This window comes from Ahrensia marina, assembly GCF_042140245.1.
Taxonomy (GTDB): domain Bacteria; phylum Pseudomonadota; class Alphaproteobacteria; order Rhizobiales; family MH13; genus MH13.
Genome location: NZ_CP159483.1, coordinates 1948341 through 1970957, shown reverse-complemented (window position 1 = coordinate 1970957; position 22617 = coordinate 1948341). Strand labels below are relative to the sequence as shown.

Here is a 22617-nt window from a genome sequence, read left to right as displayed (position 1 = left end):
GTCAGCAAAACCCTCAAGGACGGTTCGCCGCCACCCCCATATAACTTGCCAACGCAGGGTGCGGAGGGTCAGCGAGCATGGCAGCGGTGTCGCCGATCACGGCGATCGCTCCATCATAGACAAACGCCAAGCGCTCACACAGGCCCTGCAACTCGTTTGGCGCATGCGAAACGGTCAGCATCGTCAACCCGCGCTCTTTCTGCATGGTGCTCAAAAGTGCGGTGAAATCAGCCCTCATTGAAGGGCCAAGCGCCGCAAACGGCTCGTCGAGTAGCAAGATGGGCTTGTCGCGCACCAGTGCGCGCGCCAGAGCCACCCGCTGCGCCTCTCCGCCAGACAGGTTGGCAGGTCGCCGATCCTCAAAACCGGCAAGCCCAACTTGGGTAAGCGCATCCTTCACGCGCTCCATAGCCTCACCAGACTGACGAAAGCGCGGGCTGATGCCCAAGCCAACATTGGTTGCAACGTTTAAATGATCGAACAGATTGTTGGACTGAAACACCATTGAGATCGGCCGCTCAGATGGCGCACTCTCCGTGTGCTCCTGCCCTGCAAGTTTGATGGTGCCGCTATCAAGGTCCAAGAAACCGGCGATCATCTGGAGCAGCGTCGACTTGCCAGCACCGCTTGCACCGATCACGCCCAAGCTCTGTCCCTCCGCCATCGTGAGATCAAAACGGAAGGTTCCGTCCGCTGAAAAGCGTTTTGTCGCGCCCGACAACTCAATCATCCAAGCACCTTATGGGTTCGCTCTGCCAACGCGATCAACACAAAAACAAACACCCCCAAAAGCAACGCAACGCCAGCGGCATCATCGGTGCGGTAACTGCCCATCAGGTTGAGGATCAACACTGGCAGGGTGACCAAATCATAGGCGCCAAACAAGGCCGCAGCTCCCAGATCACCAACCGAGAGCACCAAAGCAAAAGCAAGCGCCACAGCCATAGGCCTGGCAAGAACGGGTGCATCAACACGCCAAAACCGGGTCATGCCGGTCATACCAAGGCTGGCTGACAAGGCACTGTAGCGACGTTCAGAAGCCTCAAAGGCTGGGCTCATGATCCGCAACACGAAAGGCAGCGCCATCAAGGCGTTCACCAAAACGACCAAACATCCGGCAACAAGCGTTGGTGACGGCAGACCTCGCATGGCCAAAAACCACCCTGCACTCAGAACCAAGGGCGGTACTGCCAACACCGCCGACCCCACCATGCCGTAGCCCACCTGATACACCCGCAAGGCTTGGCTGCTCGCGTGAAAACCGCGCAATCTCGCGACCAACATCGCATAGCTTGCCAAGGTGGCGAGCAAAGCAGCAAAGGTCGCAATCACCAAGCTGGTGCCAACAGCCGACCAGAGCCGCGACATGGCAAACAACCGACCCCATTCGGCAAACAGACCGCCAGTCACCAGAGCGAGCAAAGGTGTAACCAGAAAGAGGATGGCAAAACCCAGCACGCACCGACCCCAAAAGGGTATCGGTCGAGGGCGTCCTTCAGCATCAGCCAGGGCCCCTGCCCTGTCTTCTGGAGCACCACCAAGTTTCGTCAGGACAATCAGGACCGTTCCAGCCAATGCCAGCTGAACCAGCGTGTAAAGCGCCGCCAACGCTGGATCGAAATCAAAGCGAAGCGCCTGGTAGATCGCCACCTCAAACGTGGATGACGATGGCCCACCACCCAATGTGAGGACCAAGGTGAAGGATCCGATGCACAGCATCATGATAAGACCAGCGACACCAGGCAGATGCGCACGCAACAAGGGCCACTCCAGGCGCGTAAATCGGCTCCACCCCTCAAGGCACAGTTGATCAGCCAATCGAAACGTTGTCGCTGGTTGGCGCTCCAAATGGGTGAGCATCAGCCGCGCAGCCAAAGGCAAGTTGAAAAACACATGGGCAAGCAGAACACCCTGCAACCCAAACACGTCCAAGCGAACATCAAAGCCCAACGTTTGAAGACCATTGGAGATCAGCCCGCTACGCCCCCAGACATCAAGCAGCCCAAAGACCGCAACCAAAGGGGGCAAGGCCAGAGGAAGGGCAAGCAGCCGGACCAAAGCTGATCGCCCCACAAACTTCTGGTGCCGGTGCAGCACAATGGCCAAGGGAATTGCGCCGAGGATCGACAGCGCAACCGACAACACCGATTGGGTCAGCGTGAAAACGAGCAGCGATCGCGCGTAAGGGCTTGCGAGCCGATCCAACGGCAAGCCAGACCCTCCGGCGATTGCCAACGACAGCAAAGCCAGCGCAATAAACCCGCCAAACCCTGCAACAACCGCGATACCTGGAATCGCGGTTGCACGGATAGGCGCAGCGCCCATCGCCTGGCCTCTACTGGCTCATGGCATCCAGCCATTCATCGATCCAACCTTGCCGTTCAGCCGCCACCGTTTCTGGATCAAGAAGCAGTGCATCCGCTGGCGTGACAAGTCGCTCGAAAGGCTCGGGCAATGCTTCGGCACCGGGCGCAACAGGCAGCATCCAATTGGTAACCGGCAACACCGATTGAGCTTCTGGTGAGATCAGAAAGGCTAGAAAATCGCGGGCAAGATCAATCTCAGATGATCCTTCAATCGCTGCAGCGACCTCGATCTGCATGTAGTGACCTTCATCGAATGCAGCGGCCTGATAACGCTCATCCTCCTCGACCACCATGTGGTAGGCGGGTGATGTCGTGTAGCTCAACACCATTGGCGCCTCGCCGGAGGTGAACAAGCCGTAGGCCTCACTCCATCCCGGGGTAACGGTCAAAATGCGTTCCGACAGTTGTGCCCATTTCTCGCCAGCCTCATCGCCATAAACAGCCTTCATCCAAAGCATGAAGCCCAGGCCAGGTGTCGATGTCCGTGGATCTTGCAGCACGATAGGCTGATCGGCATCGCCTTCAACAAGGTCGGCAAGGCTGGTTGGTGGCGTCGCGATCGTTTGGGTGTCGTAAACGACGGCAAAATACCCAAAGTCGAACGGCACAAAGCTTTCGTCTGTCCACTCAATCGGCAAATCCAGCGCGCCAACATCGACCTGGTGCGGCGCAACCAATCCCGTGGCAACAGCTTCAGCTGTGAGGTTTGTATCAAGGCCCAAGATGAGGTCGGCATCGGTGCTGTCGCCCTCAAAGCGCAGGCGGTTGAGCACGGCAACGCCATCACCCGGTGCGACCCATTCGATGGTGCAATCGCACTGGGCTTCGAAGGCCTCTGTCAGCACCGGACCAGGGCCCCAATCGGCGACAAAACTGTCATAGGTGTAGATCGTCAGCGTGCGGTCATCGGCACTGGCTGCAACAGGCAGTGCCAACGCAGCGGCCAAGGCTGACAGAGTGGTGAACGTTAAAAAGCGATGGGCCATAGGTTAGGTCTCCACGTCAAAAGAGCGGAACACCAAACGGATGACAGATGTTGAGAAAGCGCCACCAATGACAGATGCAACGCTGGCCCAAATCCCTCCGCCGGCATAATCCGGATCAGGTTCTACGGGTTTGCATGACGCATCTCAGCCTCGTTGCGAGGCACCCCGCTGAGCAGCCGCAGACATAGGGCCAAGCCAAGAAACTGTCCAGTGGGCGCTTGCGTCGCACCGCTGACTGGGCCATGGGGTCGCGATATGACAGACCCCTCTTCTTCTCATTTCGTTGTTTTACTGGCTGGCGAGATCACACCCACTCCGCGATTGCGGGCGCAGATCGCTAACACCAGGGTGATCGCAGCCGACGGAGGTATCGCGCATGCTGAGAAACTTGGCCTGAAACCAGAACTATGGGTGGGCGACTTTGATTCCTCCAGCACGGCTGACGGCGAAGCATATCCGGGCATGGTTCGCCAAGCCCATCCCGCCTTGAAGGCCGAAACCGATGGTGCTTTGGCCGTGGAGGAAGCACGCAAGCGCGGCGCAACCAAAATCACCATCGTGGGCGCGTTTGGCGGGCGAACCGATCACAGCTTCGCCATCATGACACAGGCAGCAGCTTTGGGGTTGCAAGGACTTTCTGTCTTACTAACAGACGGACAAGAGGAAGCCCGCCCACTATCATCCGAACCACAAACCTTCGACTATCCATCGGGCACAACCTTCAGCGTGCTCGCTTTCTCAGACTTGCAAGGTCTCACTTTGACCGGTGCGCAATGGCCGCTGGATGCGATTACTATGCCGTTTGGAAACACGCTCACAATCTCCAACACGGTCGATGGCCAGCTTACCGCCGCGCTGACCCACGGCACGGCTCTGTTGCTCGCGCAACTGCAAGCCTAAGGCACTAAGGCAGCGCCCGCGCTGCTTCCACCAATGTTGGCGAACCATCGGATGCCCGGCGTACCAGCGTTGGCATCATAACCGCATCAAACTGCGCGGGGTCGGCCCCCTCCATCACCAAGAAGAGAATATCCACCAGTTGCTGGCCGATTTCGCGTGTTGGCTGGCTCATCGTGGTCAGCGGCGGCGCGGTATAGGCGCCCAAGGGCACCCCATCATAGCCGGTGATCGAGACATCGCGACCAACATCATAGCCTCGGGCGCTGACGGCCTGAATGGCCCCAATGGCCACCACGTCAGCAGGGCAGACCACGGCTGTGGGTCGGTGCGAGTTTCCGCCATCAAACAGCGTCGCAATGGCGCTTTGCCCGCCTGCAGATGTGTGCGGCACACGCACTATGGCCACATTGTCAGCCAGCAACGCATTGCGCTCCACACCCAGCTCAAACCCAACCCGTCGCAACCGAGCGAATGTCGCCTCTTCTTCCAGATCTACATAGGCAAAACGCTGGTGTCCGAGCGCGAACAGATGGTCAACCATCCCGGCGATGGCCGCTTCATTGTCCATGTCCAGATGCGGATAGGGCGCGTCACTCGACGCCCGACCATAGACGACAAACGGCACGTTGAGATCGCGCAACACGGAGATGCGTGGGTCATTGTCGCGAGAATTGGTGATGATGAAACCCGCGCATTTCCCTGCTGCGATCAGGCGGCGGTAGACCTCAATCTCATCTTCATCTTCGCGAACCGTCGCGACCAGCAAATCATGATCACGCGCCGACAGCGCCGACGCCAACGCATCCAAAAAGTCCGATAGAAACGGATCATGGGTATTGCGGCTGTTCCTGGGTAGAACAAAAGCAACAGTCTCCACCCGACCGCGAGCCAATTGTCGGGCGCGTGAGGAGGGCTGATAGTTCAACTCAGCGGCAAGACTCAAAATACGTTCGCGCGTCGCTTCAGCAATGTCAGTGTAGCCGTTAAGCGCACGCGACACGGTTGCAGGTGCTACCCCTGCCCTTTCGGCCAAATCGTTGATGTTGATGCCTGCCCGCCGACGCTTCACGCGGCGACCGTTTGCACTGCTCCTGGTAGACGCCATAACGCCTTCCCCCCAATTGCGCGGCCTTTTTGGCCATCTTGTTCGTCATCACCCTGAGAGGAGTGATATCCGAAAGCGGTTTCGCCCAGCCTGCCCCATCCCACCATTGGCATGCAAGGGTTGCGAGCAGAAAACGGCGTTACACCTTTTGGGGACCATCAGGCAAACCGCGTCGCGAGAGCAAAACGAAGCGGCTGCCCATGGCAATCAAGGAAATGAGGCTGGAAATCAAGATTGCCTGGTAAAGCCCGGTCGCTCCACCACCCAAGTGCAGTGCCAAAAACCAACCAAGCGGCAGCATCACAAACCAATAGCTCACCATGTGCAAAGAGGTTGGTATCCAGGTGTCACCACGTCCACGGCACGCATGATTGAGCACTGTTTGTCCGCCGTCGGCCAGCAACGCCATCACCATCCAGATCATCATCGGCAGAGCCGCGGCAATCACAGCTTGATCGTTGGTAAGCCCTCGTATGAAGACCTCGGGGAACAGAACAAAAACTATGCTGATGATAACTGAACTGACCAAAGACAACCCGAAGCCCGCCCAGCCCGCTTGGGCCATACCGCGCGCATCTTGCCGCCCCCAGGCATTCCCAACGCGCACCTGCGTGGCGCCTGCAATCCCAAAAGAGATCATGAAGGTGACGGCGAAAAGCTGGAACAACACACCCATCGCGGCCAAGCTGATGATACCCAGAAGTCCTGCGAGCACTGTGATGCCTGCAAAGGCCGCTGCTTCCAGCCCGTAAGACGCGCCTGCCGCATAGCCTAGCCTGCGTTGTTCGTTGCCCGGCGGTGGAAGGTCAGCCGTTTTGACGCCGAAGCCATAGACCTGGCGGCCCGGCAAAACAAAGCGAACATAACCAGCCAGACCAAGGCCTAGCAGGGCCGAAGTGATCACCGTCGCGAGCGCGCAGCCCCATGCCCCCATCGCCGGGATTGGGCCAAAACCAAACACGAAAACGATGCTAAGCATCAGATTCACGCCATTGGCGATAAACACGGCAATCGTCGCATGGAAGGGTTTTTCCAATGCCTCCAGCAAGGTTGCTGAGACCAGATAAAGCCCGATGAAGGGCAGGCTGAAGGCAAGCAAGGCAGATACAGCACCACCACCGCGCGCCAGATCCTCTTCCTGCCCCGTGACGGAAAAGAACCAAGGCGCGCCTTGCCAAACAAGCGCTGCCATCAAGCCAATGACAACGGAAAACAGGAGCCCGCGACGCCAGATGATGGCCGCAAGATGCGGGCGACCTTCGCCAATTGAGCGTGCTGCGAGCACCGGGACACCAAGCTGAAGGCCAGCCATCACGGCCACCAAACTGTCGATGACAGCAAAGCCCAGAACGTAGTAGGCAAGCTCCTCCGCACCGGCGCGCCCAACCACGACCACATCCATCGTGCTCATCAGCACAACGCCAACCCGCGACAGGATCACCGGCCAGGCAAGCACCAGCGTGCGCCGCACATGCCAGCGCAGCGTGTTGGGTGTGGTGGCTAGGGGGAGCGGTGCATTAGCCAATCATCGTGCCGCCCAAAGACGCACCATCATGCTTTGGCAAGCCACTTGGTATAGTCCGACACAAGCAGATGGTTGGGAGCTACATCTTCCTCGATGTCAGCAAAACGCGGGATGTCTTCCTGGAAGATGTTGTCAGTTTCATCGTCATTGACGGTGGAAACCTCGCCGATCAGCACGTCGCCGCCCTCGCCCCAAAAAGCATGCCAAACACCAGGCAACAACGTGACGCTCTCGCCTGGATCAAGCTTCAAAAGACCGCCAGCTTGCACTGTACGCAACTGTCCATCCACGGGCACCGTGACCGGCTCGCTTGGGTGGCAGGAGCCGTCCTCAGCGGGAGCAAAAAGCTCCAACACAAGCTTACCACCACCGCGATTGATGATGTCCTCGGCTTTGATGATGTGCTTATGCATCGGCGCGACCTGATCTTTTTTCGAGATCATGATCTTTTCGGCATAGACCATGCCGCCACCAGCCTGCAGATCGGACAACAAGCCGTTGCGCACAGTGAACAAAAACAGGCCGGTCGAACTGAAATCACCCTTGCCATAGTCGGTGATATCCCAGCCCATCCGCCGGTCGATAATCATGCTACCACCGGGCGATTTGCCATCAGCCAGCATCTCTTCCGGTGACCAATAGGCAAAGGGTGGCAGGGTGTAGGAGAAGGATTTGAAAAAGGCATCGCCTTCTTCAAGAATGGCATTCACCTGCGAGCGCTTCATGGCATGGTCCTGACGCGTTGGAACAATCGATCAACTAAACAGAAATGCCTGTTTAGACCGATAGCGCCGCCGGTCAATCGCCTCACGCAATCGCGCTGTTCAATCCTGCCATCAATGCAGGCTCAACTCTCCATCCACATGACGCCAAAGGCCGGGCTTGATAAGCTTTTGGTGCGCGTATTGGACTGAATGCAATGGCCCATCGAGCGTCGATCGCCAAAAATCCAAAAAGCTTTTCAATCGCGGAAACTTCGGCGCCAGATCGTACTCCTGCCAGATATAAGTCTGTAAAACACACGGATGATCAGGCATGCGATACAAGATATTCGCCGTGGTTAGCCCATACCCTTCGAGCATCAACTCCATGTCACCAGGCGTCTTGCTTTGCGCGCAGCCCGTATCGGGATCAAGAAACGTCATAGCAACCTCCATCGTGGCACATCGCCATGGTGGAAGCCTGCGCCGCTATGGTTAACAAGTGCCAAACGCGGCCAGCGCGGAGGCGCTATTCGCTCGCCTTTCCAATATGTTAGCAGCCGCACTTGGCGAGTGATAACGGCGCGTTTCTTGACCTATAGTCCGAGCACGTCTCGGCGATGCCGCAACCGATAAGCGCGCGGGGTCATACGATGATGGGTTTTGAACACAACGTAGAAGTGGCTGAGATTGTCCAACCCAACCTCCATTGCAATTTGAACAATGGCTTGGTCCGTGTCGGCAAGCAGCCGCGCAGCCAAAGCCATGCGTGCCTCGGCGACAAGCAACGAAGGCGTTTTGCCCGTGAAGCGTTTACACACCCGCGCCACATGCGCCGGGTCAAGGCCAGACACGGCGACAAACCCTTTCACGCCTCGCCGCAAGACATCCGGTCGGAGCAACGCATGGCAGCTTTCAGCAAGCCAGGGAGGCCCGCGCTCTGCTCCAGGCGGCAATGGGTCATCGTTTGCAAGCAGGCCAAGCACGGCCATCAAAAAAGCGTCCAAAGCAAGTTGACCCCGACCGGCCGCATCTAACCGCTGAGCCCAGGCATTGAGAGTGAGTAGCTGCAAGCTGCCAAGGGTCACTGTGTCAGGCATCGCCTCGCTGCTCCAGAACGTACGACCGCTGAGAACATCACCGTGGCGTGCGCCCAAAAAAGCAATCGTTTCAGGCCAAAAAGCGATGTTTGTGATTTGCGCTGAGCCACTCCGTGGGAAAATCGCGTGTTCGTCATCGGGGCGAATGAACGTGATGGTCGCGCTTTCCAACGCATCGCGTTTCCCATTGATGGCGTGGACCGCCGCGCCGCCATCAAGCCAAAACAGCTCAAAAAAATCATGGCTGTGCACGGGTGGGCGGGCGCCGCGCGACAAGGGCCGGCGGGTCAGCAAGAAACGTTCGTCACCTTGAACGTAGTCGCACAACCGGAAACGAGGAACTGACACGTATCAAAATACCAGAAGAAAAAGACGAATTTCAAAAAGAAAGATCAACAAAACGCAGAGATCGTCAAGGCATCGCCAATCACACCGAAACGGACCAATCATGCTGACAACTGAACACGATCTGACGTTCAAGCCAGTGGTCAATGCCAAGCCTAAGGCACTCTCAACGGGCCAGATCGAGCAATACAATCGGGAAGGCTATGTGAGCGGCTTCACAGCTTTCGATCACGCAGACGCCGATGCCAACCGCGCCTACTTTGACGAGCTGTTGGAACAGGCAGGCCCGGACGGCGCTTATGGGATCAATTGCTTCCAAGCCCGCTTGGCTGGCCTCTGGGATATCTGCACCAACCCCACCATCCTTGATCATGTGGAAGATATTGTCGGCGCCACCATCATCTGTTGGGCAGCCCACTTCTTCGCCAAACTGCCTGGTGATCCCAAAACCGTTCCCTGGCATCAAGATGCCAGCTTTTGGCATTTCTCGCCTGCCCGCACGGTCACCGTTTGGCTGGCAATCGATGATACAGATGAAGAGAATTCAGCGATGCGCTTCATTCCACGCACCCATGACAAAGGACCAATGCAATGGGAACAGGCAGCAGAGGGATCGGTCTTGGATCGTGAGCTTGTTGGCGCAGATTCGCTCGGTGACCCGGTAAGCAACACGCTAAAAGCCGGTCAGTTCTCCATGCACGCTGACATGCTGGCGCACGGATCCCTGCCCAACAGATCGAACCGTCGCCGCTGTGGTCTGACCATTCGCTACTGTCCACCAGACGTGGCAGTTACTGATGCGCAATGGGGCAAAGGCATTGAAGCCATCCTTTGCCGTGGACAGGACACCACCGACACCTGGCGCCACCATCAAAGACCCGCCGGCGACCGGCTGGTGCTTGCCGACGGACCGCGCAACATCGGCGGGAACTGACGGCTAGAGCCGCGACAGCACCAGTCCACCCATCACCATGAGCACCGCCAAGATGCGAGTCAGCGAAATCTCTCGCACCGCAATGCCAAAAACACCGAAGGCATCAATCAACAACGCTGCCAACAACTGGCCAAGCACCATGGCGGCCACGATCGTCACCATACCAAGCATCGGGACAGCCCAAAGGGCAGCAAGGACGTAGATGGCACCAAGCGTTCCACCAACCCACGCCCACCAGGGAACCTCGGTGGTTTGCGGCATCACAAATCCGGTTTCACGCACCAAAAGAGACACCAACCAAACAACGAGAAGAACCGCAAAGCCGACAAAGAACGAAAAACACGCAACAAGAATCGGGTCAGAAAACGCTCTGTTGAGAGCAGCATTGATCGGGGCTTGCGTGGCCGTCGCCATACCGCCAACGATCACAGCGACAAAGGCAAGCATCAGCAGCAGGGGGGATGGTTCGTTGGGCATAGAGTCTCTTTCTGAAAGGATGAGCACGCGGCCCTTGCATACGCATTCAACACGCGCGATGACTCAAAGAAACACCACGCTTTGTATCGCGATACCATGACGAAGGACATCAACGCCATGCAGCTGAAATGGTACGGCCACGCCGCCTTCCGCATCACAGCGGAGGATGGAACATCCATCATCACCGATCCCTACACGCCTGAGGGTGTTGGCTATCGTCCCATCGAAGAAACCGCCGATCTCGTCATCATTTCATCCGATGATGACGATGCCCACTGCCGCGCTGACCTGATCCCAGGCCAACCCGCGGTGATCAACGCACTTGATACCGCCCTGGATGGGGGCAGCGCCACCGCGGCAGGCATCACTGTGAACGCCATCGAAGCAGCTGAATGGGTCAACCATCCACGCGGGATACCCGGTCAAAACGGCATGTATCGCTTTGAGGTTGATGGCATCAAAATCGCCCATATGGGCGATGTCGGCAATCCGCTCACTGAGGCCCAGATGGCCTTCTTTGAGGATGTGGATGTGCTACTGGCTCTGGCGGGAGGATACTTGACCATCGAGCTGCCAGACCTTGATGCCCTCATCAAGAAAGTGCGCCCAAAAATCATCGTCCCGATGCACTTTCGCACCCTCACCTACAAGCCGCGTAACACCATGTGGATCGAGAGCTTTCTGTCGTACTTCGATGACAATGATGTGGACTTTGCGTTCGACCACGAAACGACACTGACCAAAGCCGACATCCCGCACGAGACCCGTGTCTTGGTGATGGATTACGTCCACTAAGCACGCTAGTCTGCGGCTCTTATGCTTGCCGCCATCATGTCATTTTTACTGGCCGCGTTGGCTCTAACAGGAAGTCCAGGGCCCAACACGCTCAGCTTGGCCGCTGTTGGCGCATCTTTCGGACGACTGCGCGGCATCGAGTACATGGTTGGCCTCAATCTTGGCATGGTCGTGGTCATCGCGCTGGTGGGCACCGGCATGGCTGGGATCGTGCTGGCTATTCCTGGCCTCGCGCCGGTCGTCACCGTTTTGGCGGCTGTCTACTTCCTCTACCTCGCCTACCGCATCGCCACCGCGCCACCTTTGCAAAAGGTGGCTGGCGAGCAGGCATCTGAAACCAAGCCAGCGCCCAAATGGTTTGAAGGTTTTGGCCTCTCCCTGGTCAATCCAAAAGCCTATGCCGCGATGGCAGCGCTGTTCTCCGGCCATGTGCTGATCGAGACCAGTGCTTTGGCCGACAACCTTTGGAAAGCAGGCCTTCTTGTGGCGACAATCTGCGTGGTCAATATCGCTTGGCTATCAGTTGGCGCAGCAATGACAAGCGCCTTGCAAAACCCACACACATCGCGAGCCGTGAACATCACGTTCGCGGTTCTTCTTTTGCTTTCGGTGGCTTACGCCATTCTCCTCTAACCACAACTTGACGCTGCGAAAGCTCAAAATACGTGCACTCTTGCATTCGTATTCAATCTGGACTTATGCTTGCGGAAAAATAGCTTCTTAAGAAGAGCGGCAGCTTTCTCCGAAAAGGCTTCCGTAGAATGCATACATGAGGTTCAAAGGGAGGAAACCATGAACCATTTGAAAGCAAGCTTGCTTGCTGGCACCGCGTTTGCTGTTGCCCTGACGGGTGTTGCATTGGCACAAGACGTGCCGCGCGAAGATACCGTGATCTTCGACATCGACCGGACAATCCGCGATCCAGAGAATTTCAATCCGTTCACGCCAGGCGTTAAACGCCAGCACGGCGCCCATCAGACGATGTGGGAGCCGCTCTTCATCCTCAACTATGAGTCAGGCGAGATCGAGCCCTGGCTTGCCACAGGCTTTGAAGCCAATGACGCGCAGGACGAGTGGACCATCACGCTTCGCGATGGCGTCGCCTGGTCGGACGGTGAAGCGTTCAACGCCGATGATGTGGTGTTCACCGTGCAGATGGCGTTGGACAATGAAGGCCTGTCAGAACGCGAGCCAGCCACGATCCGTGCGCAAGTTGCTAGCGTAGAAAAAGTCGATGATCTCACCGTCACCTTCACTCTGAACAACGCAAACCCACGCTTCGTTTTGGAGAATTTTGCCAACCGTATCTTTGGCTCATTCCTCATCATGCCGCAGCATGTGTGGGAGGGTGAAGATCCAGCAACGTTCGCCTTCAATCCACCCATCGGAACCGGCCCCTACACAATGACATCTATGGCCACCAACCGGGCCATTTGGGATCGCAACGATGAGTGGTGGGGTGCAGCATCCGGCTTTGAAGACCTGCCGGAACCACTGCGTGTCATCTTCTTGGAGTCTGGCGGGGAAGAGAACCGCGCGCAGCTCATGGTCGCCAACGAGATGGATGCAGCTCAGGCTGTCACGCTCGGCACCTTTGAAGCGATGGGCTTCCAGAACCCCAATGTGATCGCCTGGTTTGACCAGCTTCCTTACGCCTGGCCTGATCCGTGTGCCCGCCAAATGGAGTTCAACACAACCGTTGCCCCATGGGACAATGCAGATATGCGTCGTGCTGTTGAGATGCTGATCGATCGCAATCAGATCGTGAACGTCGCCTACGAGGGCACCACACAGGCCTCGCGCTCTATGTTTGTTCAGTACGGTGCGATGGAACCGTTCATCTCAGCGATTGAAGAGGCTGGCAACGGCTTTTCGGCGGACTCTGATGTGGATGGCGCCAAAGCCATCATTGAGGCTGCGGGCTACACCATGGGCTCGGATGGCATCTATGAGTTGAACGGTGAAGACCTCACCGCCAACATCCATGTAAACTCAGCATCGCCGGAATACACCCGAACGATCGACGTGATTGTGGAACAGCTGAACCGCGCTGGCATTTCCGCTCGCGCCGTACCGGTTGAAAACTCTGTGTTCTGGGGCGAAGTGCTGCCCCTTGGCGGCTACGACATGTCCTATTCATGGCTCTCCTGCGGCTCAGTGAATGAGCCTTGGGCATCCATGAACCGCTACACCAATGCGAGCATTGCTCCGATTGGTGAGCGCGCACCTGGCTTCAACAACACAGGGCGATGGGACACCGAAGCAACGGCAGCCTACACCGAGATTGTCGAGCAGATGGGCACCATGCCAATTGGCGATCCCGCCATTGTTGATATGGTGGCCGAAGCACATGGCTATCTGGCTGCGGAAGTGCCCTTCGTGCCGCTGGTGCAGGCAGCCAAACTGCTGCCATTCAACACCACCTATTGGACCGGCTGGCCAACGGCTGACAACAATTACAACCACCCGGCCTTCTGGTGGGGCTCTGCCCACCAGATCATCCACAATCTGGAACGCGCACAGTAGTCGCTTTGCCAGTGGGCGGGACGCTGATCAGCGCCCCGCCCTCTTTGTATCCACCGCACGCCAAGAACTGCGGAACCAAAGACAACTGATACAATACGCCTGCAAAACAACGGGCATCGACGTAGGGGCATGGGAGCGTTTCAATGAGCGGGTCATCTGGGGGCGGCATCCCCAAAGAGTACATCATCAACCGCTTGATCACCTTCGTGATCACAGTCTGGATTGCTGCAACGCTGATCTGGATCATTCCGCGTCTTTCGCCGGTCGATCCAGCCGAAGTGATGCTCGGGCGGATGGCATCCGGCGGGGCCTTTGTTGAAGGTTCTGACCAAATTCTCGCCCAGCTACGCGAACGCTTCGGCCTCAACGAACCGCTCTGGATGCAGTATCTGCTTTACCTGCGCTCCATCATCACCTTCGATTTCGGACTGTCCGCGGCAAGTTTCCCCACCCCGGTTGCCGCCCTTATCTGGCAGGCTCTGCCATGGACCATCGGGCTGATGCTGCTGTCGGTGATCATCACCTTCATCATTGGCAATGCGCTTGGCGCTTTTATGGTTTGGGAGCGAACGCCAAGGGTTTGGAAAGTTGTCATCCCAAGCTTGATGATCTTCACCGCGATCCCACCAATCCTGTCTGGATTGCTCTTGCTCTATCTGTTCTCGATCAAGATGCGACAATGGACGGGCAATGAGTTTTTCTTCCCGCTCACCGGCTCGTACGGCCTGAACGTTGAACCTGGCTGGACGTTGGAGTTTATCCAATCGGTCGCGTACCATGGCACGCTGCCAGCGCTATCTATCATCCTGGTGACATTCGGCTTTTGGACGCTCGGCATGCGCGGGCTGATGATCACGGTGCAAGGCGAGGATTATGTGAACCTTGCCAAGGCCAAGGGGCTTCGACCGCGCTACATTCTTTACAAATATATGGTCCGCAACGCGATCCTGCCGCAGGTGACCGCCTTCGCACTTAAGATTGGCTTGCTCGTCTCTGGTCAGATCCTGGTGGAGCGCATCTTCTCTTACAACGGCATGGGCAAGCTGCTCTACGACGCGATCCTCGACCAGGACTTCGCGGTGATCCAAGGGGTCAGTTTCATCATCATTCTCATGACGGCGGCCAGCGTGTTTATCGTCGATCTCATCTACCCGTTGATCGACCCACGCATTCGCCAATCAACTGAGAAGGCTGCGTAAGATGGCCGATACAACAAACACACCCAACGTAGCAGCAACCACCGATTCAGAAGCCGCAGGCGTTGTCGACACATCCACTGCTGGCGGTCGTTTCAACAGGTTCGACAATCCTTGGCTCAACCCCAAACTGATATGGGGACTGGGCATTCTGCTCTTTATCATCCTGATGGGCATCATCGGTCAGTTCATTTGGAACACCGAGTTGGTCTTCACCGGTTCAACACCGCTAAAACTGCCGCCCGTCGGCTTTGAAAATCTGCGCGGCCAAGCTGGTGTTGGTGAATACCCAATGGGCACCGATGGTGCTGGGCGCGATCTGCTTGCTCTATTGATCGTAGGCACGCCAAACACATTGATGATTGGCGCCATTGCATCCCTGATCGGCATGTCGACCGGTATCTTCTTGGGCTTCTCCGCTGGGTTCATCGGCGGCCGCACGGATGATGTCATCCGCATCCTTTCTGATGTCATGATCACCATCCCACCGCTGCTTATCCTTGTGGTGTTTCAGTCGGCGTTTGGCGATGTTTCGCTGCTCATGATGTCGGTGCTCATTGCTGGTTTCATGTGGCAGTCGCCCACGCGTCTCATCCGCGCGCAAGTGCTCTCTATGCGCGAGTCCGGCTATGTGAAGATGGCCCAGCTATCGGGTGCATCGACCATGCACATCATGTTCCGCGAGATGATGCCGAACCTCGTGCCCTACCTCTTTGGTTCCTTCATCGCCAACGTGACCACCGCCATCGTCACGGCGGTCGGCCTGGAAGTTCTTGGCCTTGGACCGCAGCGCATTCCAACGCTTGGTCGCGTGATCTACGACGCCATCAACTCCGGTGCTCTGATCCAAAATCTCTGGTGGTGGTGGGGCCTACCCACGGCGCTTCTGGCCATCATGTTCATCGCGCTTCTGCTGGTGAATTTGGGGCTGGATGAAGTCTCCAACCCGCGCCTACGCAAAGTCTAGGGACGAAACCATGGCTGTAGAACAATCCGGCAAAGTCGTCCTGACACTGAAGGACGTCTCCATCGATTTCCCAACCTCTGGAGGGCTGGTTCACGCGGTGCGCAACCTTGACCTGGCGATCTATGAAGGCAGGCGCGTCGGCTTCATCGGCGAGTCAGGATCAGGCAAGACCACCACGGCGCTGGCTGTGATGCAGATGCTCGCGGCCCCAGGCTACGTGTCATCTGGGTCTATCACGCTGGGCGACACCGAAATCCTCGACCTCAATGAAGAGGAAATGCGCAAGACACGGCTTCAACGTGTCGCGTACATTCCACAAGGGGCGATGAACTCGCTGAACCCCATCATGCGCATCGAGGATCAGATTTGGGATGCCATCCGTGCCCATGAGGGCAATGTAGCAAAGACCGAGCTGAAAAAGCGTTCAGACGATTGCTTGGCAAGCGTTGGTCTTGGCGGCCATGTGGGTCGGCTCTATCCACATGAACTGTCGGGTGGCATGAAGCAGCGCGTCTGCATCGCGCTGGGCGTCTCACTCAACCCAGAACTCATTATTGCTGATGAACCAACTTCCGCGCTTGATGTGGTCACCCAGCGCCATGTCATGCAGACGCTCAAAGAGGTGCAGGCCAAGATCGGTTCCGGCCTCATTCTTATCGGCCATGATATGGGCCTGATGGCGCAAAGCGTGGACGAGTTGGCCGTGCTGAAAGATGGCGAGCTGGTCGAGCACGGCACGGTGAAACAGATCATCGAAAGCCCCAAACACCCCTACACCAAGCAGCTTATCTCCTCTGTGCCGCTTGTTGGCGGCGATAGCTTCTTGGATGAGGGGCTCGGCGCACCTCCGATGAACCGTTCCGCTGGGTCAGAACCCCTGTTGCAGTTCGATGGGGTTACCAAAACCTACGGCGACGTGACCGCTGTTCATCCCATGTCGTTCAAGCTCGATGGCGAGGTGCCAAAGATCATCTCAATCGTCGGCCAGTCCGGCTCAGGCAAATCGACCATGGGCGACATGATGCTTGGCTTCACCGCGCCGTCCTCTGGCAAAGTGATGTTTGAGGGTCAGGACATCAACAGAATGGGTCCAGCCGCCCGGCTTGATTTCCGCAAGAATGTGCAGGCGGTTTTCCAGGACCCCTATGCTTGCTTCAACCCGTTCTACCGCGTAGATCACGCGTTGAAATTCCCGTTCAAGCGCTTTGGATTTGCCAAGTCTGAAAGCCACACTGAAGAGAAGATGTTTGAGGCTTGCACCGCTGTTGGGCTTGACCCGAGCCAGGTGCTGCGCCGCTACCCGCATCAACTCTCGGGCGGACAACGCCAACGTTTGATCGTCGCCCGTGCGCTGATGCTGGAACCCAAACTGCTGATTGCCGATGAGCCTGTCTCGATGGTGGACGCAAGCCTGCGCGCCACGATCCTGAAGAACATCTACGATCTGAAAGACCAGTACGGCATCTCGATCCTCTACATTACCCACGATCTGGCAACCGCCTATCACGTCTCGGACTATGTGATCGTGCTTTACCACGGTCATATCGCCGAGGCAGGGCCGCCCAAAGAGGTGATTGGCAACCCGCAGCACCCCTACACGCAGCTGCTCATCGACTCGATCCCTTGGCCAGATGTGAACCGCTCTTGGGGCGAGTCTGCCTCCGCAGACGATGATGTGAGAACCTTGGCTGAGCTGTCGAAAAACACCCAAACAGTGTTCCGCGGCCAGGTGCCGGGCTTTGATCTTACCGTGCCTGGGAGTATGTCGAACGCTGCCTAAGCCTTCGGACGATCCACATCTATGAAACACTCCATCTATTGGACGGTCGAGAAAATCGCCGCCCGTCTGAAACTGGTTGCGCCACTTGTCTATCGGCGCCGTCAACCAATCATGCCCTTCCGCTACACCACGCTGGATGGCCCGCTGGCCAAGGCACCCGTGCAAGCGGGCGTGGACATCAGCGATTGGCAAATAATCCCGTTCGACAGCTATTGGGGCAGTTGGGCGACTGACTTTGTGATGCGCACCCGCATCTCTGTACCGCCGGGCTGGGGGGCCAAAGGCGAGCATGGCGGGCCGCTGGCTCTGCATCTACCGCTCGGCGTGGCCGGTGATATCTTCACCCACCCCGAAGCGCTGGCCTACATCGATGGCGAGGCTGAAGCCTCCGTCGACCGCCACCATCATGAGCTGTTTCTGCCTGACCGCGTGAATGATGGGCAGGAACATGACCTGGCCCTTCACGGCTGGACAGGCCTTTCTGGTTGGCCACCCAACCCCAATGCCAAAGACAAGCTGTTCATGCGCGAATGCTCGCTGGTGGAAATCGACCCACCAACACGTGATTTTTGCCAGCTGGCAGGAACGGCACTTGATGTCGTCAGCCAGCAGCCCGAGACCTCCACCGCCCGCAATGAGATTCTAAAAAGCCTCGACGCAGCCTTCAAAGCGCTCGACACACGCGACCCGGTGGGCGGCGAACCGTTTTATGCCTCCGTGCCCAAAGCTTTGGCGGTCTTGAAAGAGGGGCTCGCCCAAGGCGGTAACCCGCTGGATGTCGACATCATCGCCATCGGCCACGCTCATCTTGATCTGGCGTATATGTGGACGGTGGATCAATCGCGCCGCAAATGCGGGCGCACCTTCGCCAATGTGCTGAAGATGATGGACACCTATCCGGACTATCACTTCAGCCAGTCGCAGCCCCTACAATATCAATTCACCAAGGAAGACTACCCGGCCATTCACGAGGGCATCCGCGCGCGCATCGAAGAGGGCCGCTGGGAAGTGCTTGGCGGCATGTGGGTAGAACCCGATTGCGTGATCACCGGCGCCGAAGCACTCGCTCGTCAGATCGTCTATGGTCGTCTCTACTTCCGAGAAGAGTATGGACCGGAGGCCGAGACCCCCGTCCTTTGGCTGCCCGACACGTTCGGCTTCACCTGGTCGCTGCCCCAGCTGATGAAGGAAGCGGGCCTCAAATGGTTCGTCACCAACAAGCTCAACTGGAACCAATACAACCAGATGCCCTACCAGTTGATGTGGTGGCAGGGCTTGGACGGCACCAAGGTGATGGCGCATTTCCTCACCACGCCGCGCCAGGTGCAGTATCTACCGCATGCCACGACCTACAAAGCTGAACTCTCCGCCGAGGAAGTGTTCGGCACATGGGAAAACTTCCGGCAAAAACCATCACATAACGAGCTCATCATCGCTTACGGCTATGGTGATGGCGGCGGCGGCCCAACCCGCGACCTCATCGACACGCTGCACGCCTATGACGAGATGCCCGGCGCACCACGCCTGCGCCCCGGCACCGTGCGTGAGTTCTTTGAGAACGCTGAAAACGATCCCTCAGTGGCCGACGTTCCAACCTGGAACGATGAGTTCTATTTGGAGTTGCATCGCGGCACGCTGACCAGTCAGGCCCGCGCCAAATGGCACAACCGCAAATGCGAAGTTTTGCTTCATCAAGCCGAATTCATCGGCTCACTCGCCAACTTGGCCACGGGCCACCCCTACCCCGCCGAAACACTGCGCAAAGCGTGGGAGCTGGTGCTGCTCAACCAATTCCATGACATCCTGCCTGGCTCGTCGATCACCGAGGTCTATGAGGAAACCATGGCGGACTACACCAATGTGCGCCGCAGCGTTTCAGCCGCGCGCGAGGCCGCAATCAATGCCCTTGCGACCGCAATGCCAAGCCAAACCAGCGCATTGGTGATCAACGCTCAACCTTTTGGCGGTGGAAGGGTCGGATTTCTTGCCGACGACATCGAAACTGGTCTGATGGATTTGCGCGATGAGCGCAGTCTTCTCACCCAACCCGTCGACGGCGGCACACTGATCGAAACACCCATCATCGAGCCTTACTCGGTCATCGCGCTCGGCCCAACCGGTGCACCCGCCAACACCAATACGGGCCTTGACGCAAAGCTCACCGAAAGCGGCGCGATACTGGAAAATTTCGACCTCAAGATCACATTCGATCTCAGCGGCGAAATCACGTCTATCTGGGACAAACGCGCCAAACGCGAGGTGCTTGAAGAGGGCAAAACCGGCAACCGCCTGCTCGCCTTTGAAGATCGCCCTGTCGTCTGGGACGCGTGGGACATCGATATCTACTACGAAGACCGCTGCGACGTGATCGATGCGCTCGATTCCATGGAAGTGGTCGAGACTGGTCCGCTGCGCGCAACTTTGGAAATCAAGCGCACCTTCCGCCACTCAACAATCACGCAGCGCATTTCACTCGATCACCGCTCCAAGCAGATCACCTTCGACACCGTGATCGATTGGAACGAAACCCACACGCTTTTGAAAGTCGCGTTCCCAGTGGCCATCCTCTCGCCGACGGCGACCTATGACATCCAGTTCGGCAATATGGAGCGCACCACCCACCGCAACACGAGCTGGGACTATGCGCACTTTGAAAGCGCGGCGCAGAAGTGGGCCGATTTGTCGGAAGGCAATTACGGTGTCGCCCTGCTCAATGACAGTAAGTACGGTTACGACATCCACCACAATGTCATGCGGCTTTCGCTTTTGAAGTCGGCCACCATGCCCGACCCGATTGCCGATCAGGGCGTGCACTACATGACCTACGCGCTGCTGCCACATGAGGGCGATTGGCGCCGCGATGTGCCGCGGGCAGCCTATGACCTCAACAATCCACTCATTGTGCGCCATGTTGACAATGCCGGTGGGCGCACGCCGTGGCGGCACTTTGCAATGCCGCACAAATCCAACCTCGTCATCGAAACCATCAAACAGGCTGAAGATGGCAATGGCGTCATCATGCGGCTCTATGAAAACAGCCGCGAGCGTGGACCTGTCACCGTGCAGTTTGGGTTCGACGTGGCCGCCGTTCAGCGCTGCAATCTGCTCGAAGATGTGCTTGAGCCGGTGCCTGTGCGCCACAACCATATCGAGCTGGACGTGAAGCCCTATCAGATCATCACACTGCGGGTAATCCCGGCTTTGACCGGCGGCGGCGTGCCGCTGGAGCTGGTCAGCCAGAACGCTCCGCAAGCAAGCTGACCAGATGCTCGCCAATTGGCAACGAAGAAGTGGCCGCGGGTGACGGCGCGTTGCACACATGCAGCGTGCGTTGCGTTTGCTTGATCAGAAAATCGTGCACCAGCGTGCCATCGGCCATCACCGCCTGCGCGCGGATGCCCGCTGGATAGGGCTCCAAATCATCAAGCGTCAGGCCTGGAGCGTATTTCTGGCAAAGCTTCAAATACCGCTGTTTGGACAGCGAATTGCGAAACTCGGTGATCCCGGAACGCAGGTTCTTGCCCATAACTTTCCAGAAACCGGAGAAACCAAGCATGGACAGCACATCACCAGCGTCGAACGACCCCTTTGGATAGCCCTCGCGGGCAAAGCCGAGCACCGCGTTCGGACCCACAGTCACCGATCCATCGATCATACGCGTGAGATGCACGCCGAGAAACGGTAAGTCCGGATCAGGGATCGGGTATATCAGATGCTTGATGATCGCGTTGTGCCGCGCGTTCAGGCGATAGTACTCGCCGCGAAACGGCACGATTTGAAAGTCGACATCAACGCCCGCCATCTTGGCCAGCCGGTCAGCCTGCAACCCACCACACACAACCAACTGACGAGCTTCATAAAGGCCCGTGCTGGTCGCCACCGATACGGTATCGGGTCCTTCGGCAATACCGGTGACAGTGGAGTTCAACACCACATCGCCGCCAGCGTCTTGCAACTCCTTGGCCAAGGCACGGGCCATAGCTGGATAGTCAACAATGCCCGTCACCCGCACGAACAACGCCCCAAGCCCGGTGATGTTCGGCTCGCGCTCTTTCAACTGCTCTGCAGAGAGGCGCTCTGGGTCTAAACCATTGGCACGACATCGCTCTTCCAACGCGTCCATACGTTCCAGCTCAATCGGCGTGGTCGCCACCAACAGCTTGCCGCATTGCTCAAACGAAATCTGATGACGGGTGCAAAACGCAATCGTCGCATCCACCCCAGCGCGGCAAAACTTCGCCTTCAAGCTGCCAGGCGCATAGTACACCCCGGCATGAATGACGCCGGAGTTGTGACCGCTCTGGTGAGCAGCCAACCGGTCCTCTTTCTCAAGCACGCGAACGGTTGCATCCGGATAGGCCCTGGCGAGCTGCATCGCAGTCGAGAGGCCAACAATGCCGCCGCCAATGACCAGATAATCAGAGTGTCGATCGTCAGAAAGCAAGGCCTACCATTCACCTGTGTTAGGCATGGATGCCCATGGCTCCTGCGCCGGCAGACTGTCGCCCTTTTGTAGCAGCTCGATCGAAATGCCATCTGGTGAACGCACAAAGGCCATATGCCCATCACGAGGCGGTCTGTTGATGGTCACACCACCATCCTGAAGTTTTTGACAAAACGCGTAGATGTCATCAACCACATAAGCCAGATGCCCGAAATTGCGCCCGCCGGTGTAGCTTTCCGTTTTGCCATCCTCATCGGGCCAATTGTAGGTGAGCTCGATCATTGGCGCCTTGTTGACAAGCGCAGCTTCCTTATCCTCCGGTGCGGCAAGGAACACCAGCGTGAACCGACCGCCTTCGCTGTCACGGCGCCGGATTTCAACCATGCCCATAAGGTTGCAGTAAAAGTTCAAACTGGCATCGATATCCTCGACACGAACCATAGTGTGCAAATAACGCATAAGCGGCTCTT

Annotated in this window: 20 protein-coding genes and 1 riboswitch; of the genes, 9 read left to right on the top strand and 11 right to left on the bottom strand. The window is 57.4% G+C overall.

Annotated elements, in window-relative coordinates; all coding sequences use genetic code 11:
* Nucleotides 1-13 precede the first annotated feature (13 nt).
* From ABWH92_RS09660 to thiB, 3 genes are read right to left on the bottom strand one after another with little or no spacing between them, the layout of a single operon-like run.
* The gene (locus tag ABWH92_RS09660) at nucleotides 14-730 is read right to left on the bottom strand and encodes an ATP-binding cassette domain-containing protein (RefSeq protein WP_375567872.1); all 717 of its coding nucleotides are present in this window, start codon (nucleotides 728-730) and stop codon (nucleotides 14-16) included.
* Nucleotides 727-2325, bottom strand: a complete 1599-nt coding sequence (locus tag ABWH92_RS09655) for an ABC transporter permease subunit (protein ID WP_375567871.1) — start codon at nucleotides 2323-2325, stop codon at nucleotides 727-729. The genes ABWH92_RS09660 and ABWH92_RS09655 overlap by 4 nt, the downstream gene beginning before the upstream one ends.
* A gap of 10 nt (nucleotides 2326-2335) precedes the next feature.
* Entirely contained in the window at nucleotides 2336-3352 is a 1017-nt protein-coding gene (gene thiB / locus ABWH92_RS09650) for a thiamine ABC transporter substrate binding subunit (RefSeq protein WP_375567870.1), read from the bottom strand.
* Between the two features lie 74 nt (nucleotides 3353-3426).
* Nucleotides 3427-3530: riboswitch (TPP riboswitch) on the bottom strand.
* A 77-nt stretch (nucleotides 3531-3607) separates the two neighbouring features.
* Between thiB and ABWH92_RS09645 the strand changes: the two genes are divergently transcribed.
* On the top strand, nucleotides 3608-4252 hold the full coding sequence (locus tag ABWH92_RS09645) for a thiamine diphosphokinase (RefSeq protein WP_375567869.1): 645 nt from the start codon (nucleotides 3608-3610) through the stop codon (nucleotides 4250-4252).
* Nucleotides 4253-4256: 4 nt separating this feature from the next.
* Here the strand turns inward: ABWH92_RS09645 and ABWH92_RS09640 are convergent, their stop codons facing one another.
* The 5 genes from ABWH92_RS09640 to ABWH92_RS09620 form a co-directional block, all read right to left on the bottom strand.
* Nucleotides 4257-5357, bottom strand: a complete 1101-nt coding sequence (locus ABWH92_RS09640) for a LacI family DNA-binding transcriptional regulator (protein WP_375567868.1) — start codon at nucleotides 5355-5357, stop codon at nucleotides 4257-4259.
* Between the two features lie 139 nt (nucleotides 5358-5496).
* Nucleotides 5497-6882, bottom strand: a complete 1386-nt coding sequence (locus tag ABWH92_RS09635) for an MATE family efflux transporter (protein WP_375567867.1) — start codon at nucleotides 6880-6882, stop codon at nucleotides 5497-5499.
* A gap of 26 nt (nucleotides 6883-6908) precedes the next feature.
* On the bottom strand, nucleotides 6909-7607 hold the full coding sequence (locus ABWH92_RS09630) for a D-lyxose/D-mannose family sugar isomerase (RefSeq protein ID WP_375567866.1): 699 nt from the start codon (nucleotides 7605-7607) through the stop codon (nucleotides 6909-6911).
* A gap of 111 nt (nucleotides 7608-7718) precedes the next feature.
* Nucleotides 7719-8027 (bottom strand): usg protein, encoded by a 309-nt coding sequence (locus ABWH92_RS09625; protein ID WP_375567865.1) that lies wholly within the window; start codon nucleotides 8025-8027, stop codon nucleotides 7719-7721.
* A gap of 152 nt (nucleotides 8028-8179) precedes the next feature.
* Entirely contained in the window at nucleotides 8180-8977 is a 798-nt protein-coding gene (locus tag ABWH92_RS09620; RefSeq protein WP_375567864.1) for an AraC family transcriptional regulator, read from the bottom strand.
* A gap of 154 nt (nucleotides 8978-9131) precedes the next feature.
* Here ABWH92_RS09620 and ABWH92_RS09615 point away from each other — a divergent pair, with 154 nt between their 5' ends.
* Nucleotides 9132-9962 carry a phytanoyl-CoA dioxygenase family protein gene (locus ABWH92_RS09615; protein ID WP_375567863.1) on the top strand — a complete coding sequence of 277 codons (831 nt, stop codon included), beginning with the start codon at nucleotides 9132-9134 and terminating at the stop codon, nucleotides 9960-9962.
* A gap of 3 nt (nucleotides 9963-9965) precedes the next feature.
* On the opposite strand, the gene ABWH92_RS09610 is transcribed toward ABWH92_RS09615, so the two are convergent.
* Nucleotides 9966-10439, bottom strand: coding sequence for a DMT family transporter (locus ABWH92_RS09610; protein ID WP_375567862.1), 474 nt, complete (start codon nucleotides 10437-10439; stop codon nucleotides 9966-9968).
* Nucleotides 10440-10535: 96 nt separating this feature from the next.
* Between ABWH92_RS09610 and ABWH92_RS09605 the strand changes: the two genes are divergently transcribed.
* The 7 genes from ABWH92_RS09605 (at nucleotide 10536) to ABWH92_RS09575 (ending at nucleotide 20964) form a co-directional block, all read left to right on the top strand.
* Entirely contained in the window at nucleotides 10536-11234 is a 699-nt protein-coding gene (locus ABWH92_RS09605; protein ID WP_375567861.1) for an MBL fold metallo-hydrolase, read from the top strand.
* Nucleotides 11235-11270: 36 nt separating this feature from the next.
* A complete protein-coding gene (locus tag ABWH92_RS09600) occupies nucleotides 11271-11867 on the top strand; it encodes a LysE family translocator (RefSeq protein WP_375567860.1) in 597 nt (198 codons plus the stop codon).
* Between the two features lie 159 nt (nucleotides 11868-12026).
* Nucleotides 12027-13760: an ABC transporter substrate-binding protein gene (locus ABWH92_RS09595; protein ID WP_375567859.1), complete on the top strand. Its 1734-nt coding sequence runs from the start codon at nucleotides 12027-12029 to the stop codon at nucleotides 13758-13760.
* A 143-nt stretch (nucleotides 13761-13903) separates the two neighbouring features.
* Nucleotides 13904-14959, top strand: coding sequence for an ABC transporter permease (locus tag ABWH92_RS09590; protein WP_375567858.1), 1056 nt, complete (start codon nucleotides 13904-13906; stop codon nucleotides 14957-14959).
* A 1-nt stretch (nucleotide 14960) separates the two neighbouring features.
* Nucleotides 14961-15923, top strand: coding sequence for an ABC transporter permease (locus tag ABWH92_RS09585; protein WP_375567857.1), 963 nt, complete (start codon nucleotides 14961-14963; stop codon nucleotides 15921-15923).
* Nucleotides 15924-15933: 10 nt separating this feature from the next.
* Complete coding sequence (locus ABWH92_RS09580) at nucleotides 15934-17703, top strand: ABC transporter ATP-binding protein (RefSeq protein WP_375567856.1); 1770 nt, start codon at nucleotides 15934-15936, stop codon at nucleotides 17701-17703.
* Nucleotides 17704-17724: 21 nt separating this feature from the next.
* Nucleotides 17725-20964 (top strand): alpha-mannosidase, encoded by a 3240-nt coding sequence (locus ABWH92_RS09575; RefSeq protein WP_375567855.1) that lies wholly within the window; start codon nucleotides 17725-17727, stop codon nucleotides 20962-20964.
* Here ABWH92_RS09575 and lhgO read toward each other — a convergent pair.
* Both lhgO and gloA read right to left on the bottom strand, forming a co-directional pair.
* On the bottom strand, nucleotides 20936-22147 hold the full coding sequence (gene lhgO, locus ABWH92_RS09570; protein ID WP_375567854.1) for an L-2-hydroxyglutarate oxidase: 1212 nt from the start codon (nucleotides 22145-22147) through the stop codon (nucleotides 20936-20938). The genes ABWH92_RS09575 and lhgO overlap by 29 nt on opposite strands.
* Before the next feature lie 3 nt (nucleotides 22148-22150).
* Nucleotides 22151-22606: a lactoylglutathione lyase gene (gene gloA / locus ABWH92_RS09565; RefSeq protein WP_375567853.1), complete on the bottom strand. Its 456-nt coding sequence runs from the start codon at nucleotides 22604-22606 to the stop codon at nucleotides 22151-22153.
* Nucleotides 22607-22617: the final 11 nt, after the last annotated feature.

Bases quoted from the DNA above. Each gene is read 5' to 3' on its own strand.
- ABWH92_RS09600 (WP_375567860.1), top strand. From the start codon at position 11,271: ATGTCATTTTTACTGGCCGCGTTGGCTCTAACAGGAAGTCCAGGGCCC.
- gloA (WP_375567853.1), bottom strand. From the start codon at position 22,606: ATGCGTTATTTGCACACTATGGTTCGTGTCGAGGATATCGATGCCAGT.
- ABWH92_RS09640 (WP_375567868.1), bottom strand. From the start codon at position 5,357: ATGGCGTCTACCAGGAGCAGTGCAAACGGTCGCCGCGTGAAGCGTCGG.
- ABWH92_RS09655 (WP_375567871.1), bottom strand. From the start codon at position 2,325: ATGGGCGCTGCGCCTATCCGTGCAACCGCGATTCCAGGTATCGCGGTT.
- thiB (WP_375567870.1), bottom strand. From the start codon at position 3,352: ATGGCCCATCGCTTTTTAACGTTCACCACTCTGTCAGCCTTGGCCGCT.
- ABWH92_RS09575 (WP_375567855.1), top strand. From the start codon at position 17,725: ATGAAACACTCCATCTATTGGACGGTCGAGAAAATCGCCGCCCGTCTG.
- ABWH92_RS09580 (WP_375567856.1), top strand. From the start codon at position 15,934: ATGGCTGTAGAACAATCCGGCAAAGTCGTCCTGACACTGAAGGACGTC.
- ABWH92_RS09615 (WP_375567863.1), top strand. From the start codon at position 9,132: ATGCTGACAACTGAACACGATCTGACGTTCAAGCCAGTGGTCAATGCC.
- ABWH92_RS09590 (WP_375567858.1), top strand. From the start codon at position 13,904: ATGAGCGGGTCATCTGGGGGCGGCATCCCCAAAGAGTACATCATCAAC.
- ABWH92_RS09660 (WP_375567872.1), bottom strand. From the start codon at position 730: ATGATTGAGTTGTCGGGCGCGACAAAACGCTTTTCAGCGGACGGAACC.
- ABWH92_RS09610 (WP_375567862.1), bottom strand. From the start codon at position 10,439: ATGCCCAACGAACCATCCCCCCTGCTGCTGATGCTTGCCTTTGTCGCT.
- ABWH92_RS09595 (WP_375567859.1), top strand. From the start codon at position 12,027: ATGAACCATTTGAAAGCAAGCTTGCTTGCTGGCACCGCGTTTGCTGTT.
- ABWH92_RS09585 (WP_375567857.1), top strand. From the start codon at position 14,961: ATGGCCGATACAACAAACACACCCAACGTAGCAGCAACCACCGATTCA.
- ABWH92_RS09605 (WP_375567861.1), top strand. From the start codon at position 10,536: ATGACGAAGGACATCAACGCCATGCAGCTGAAATGGTACGGCCACGCC.
- ABWH92_RS09625 (WP_375567865.1), bottom strand. From the start codon at position 8,027: ATGACGTTTCTTGATCCCGATACGGGCTGCGCGCAAAGCAAGACGCCT.
- ABWH92_RS09630 (WP_375567866.1), bottom strand. From the start codon at position 7,607: ATGAAGCGCTCGCAGGTGAATGCCATTCTTGAAGAAGGCGATGCCTTT.
- ABWH92_RS09645 (WP_375567869.1), top strand. From the start codon at position 3,608: ATGACAGACCCCTCTTCTTCTCATTTCGTTGTTTTACTGGCTGGCGAG.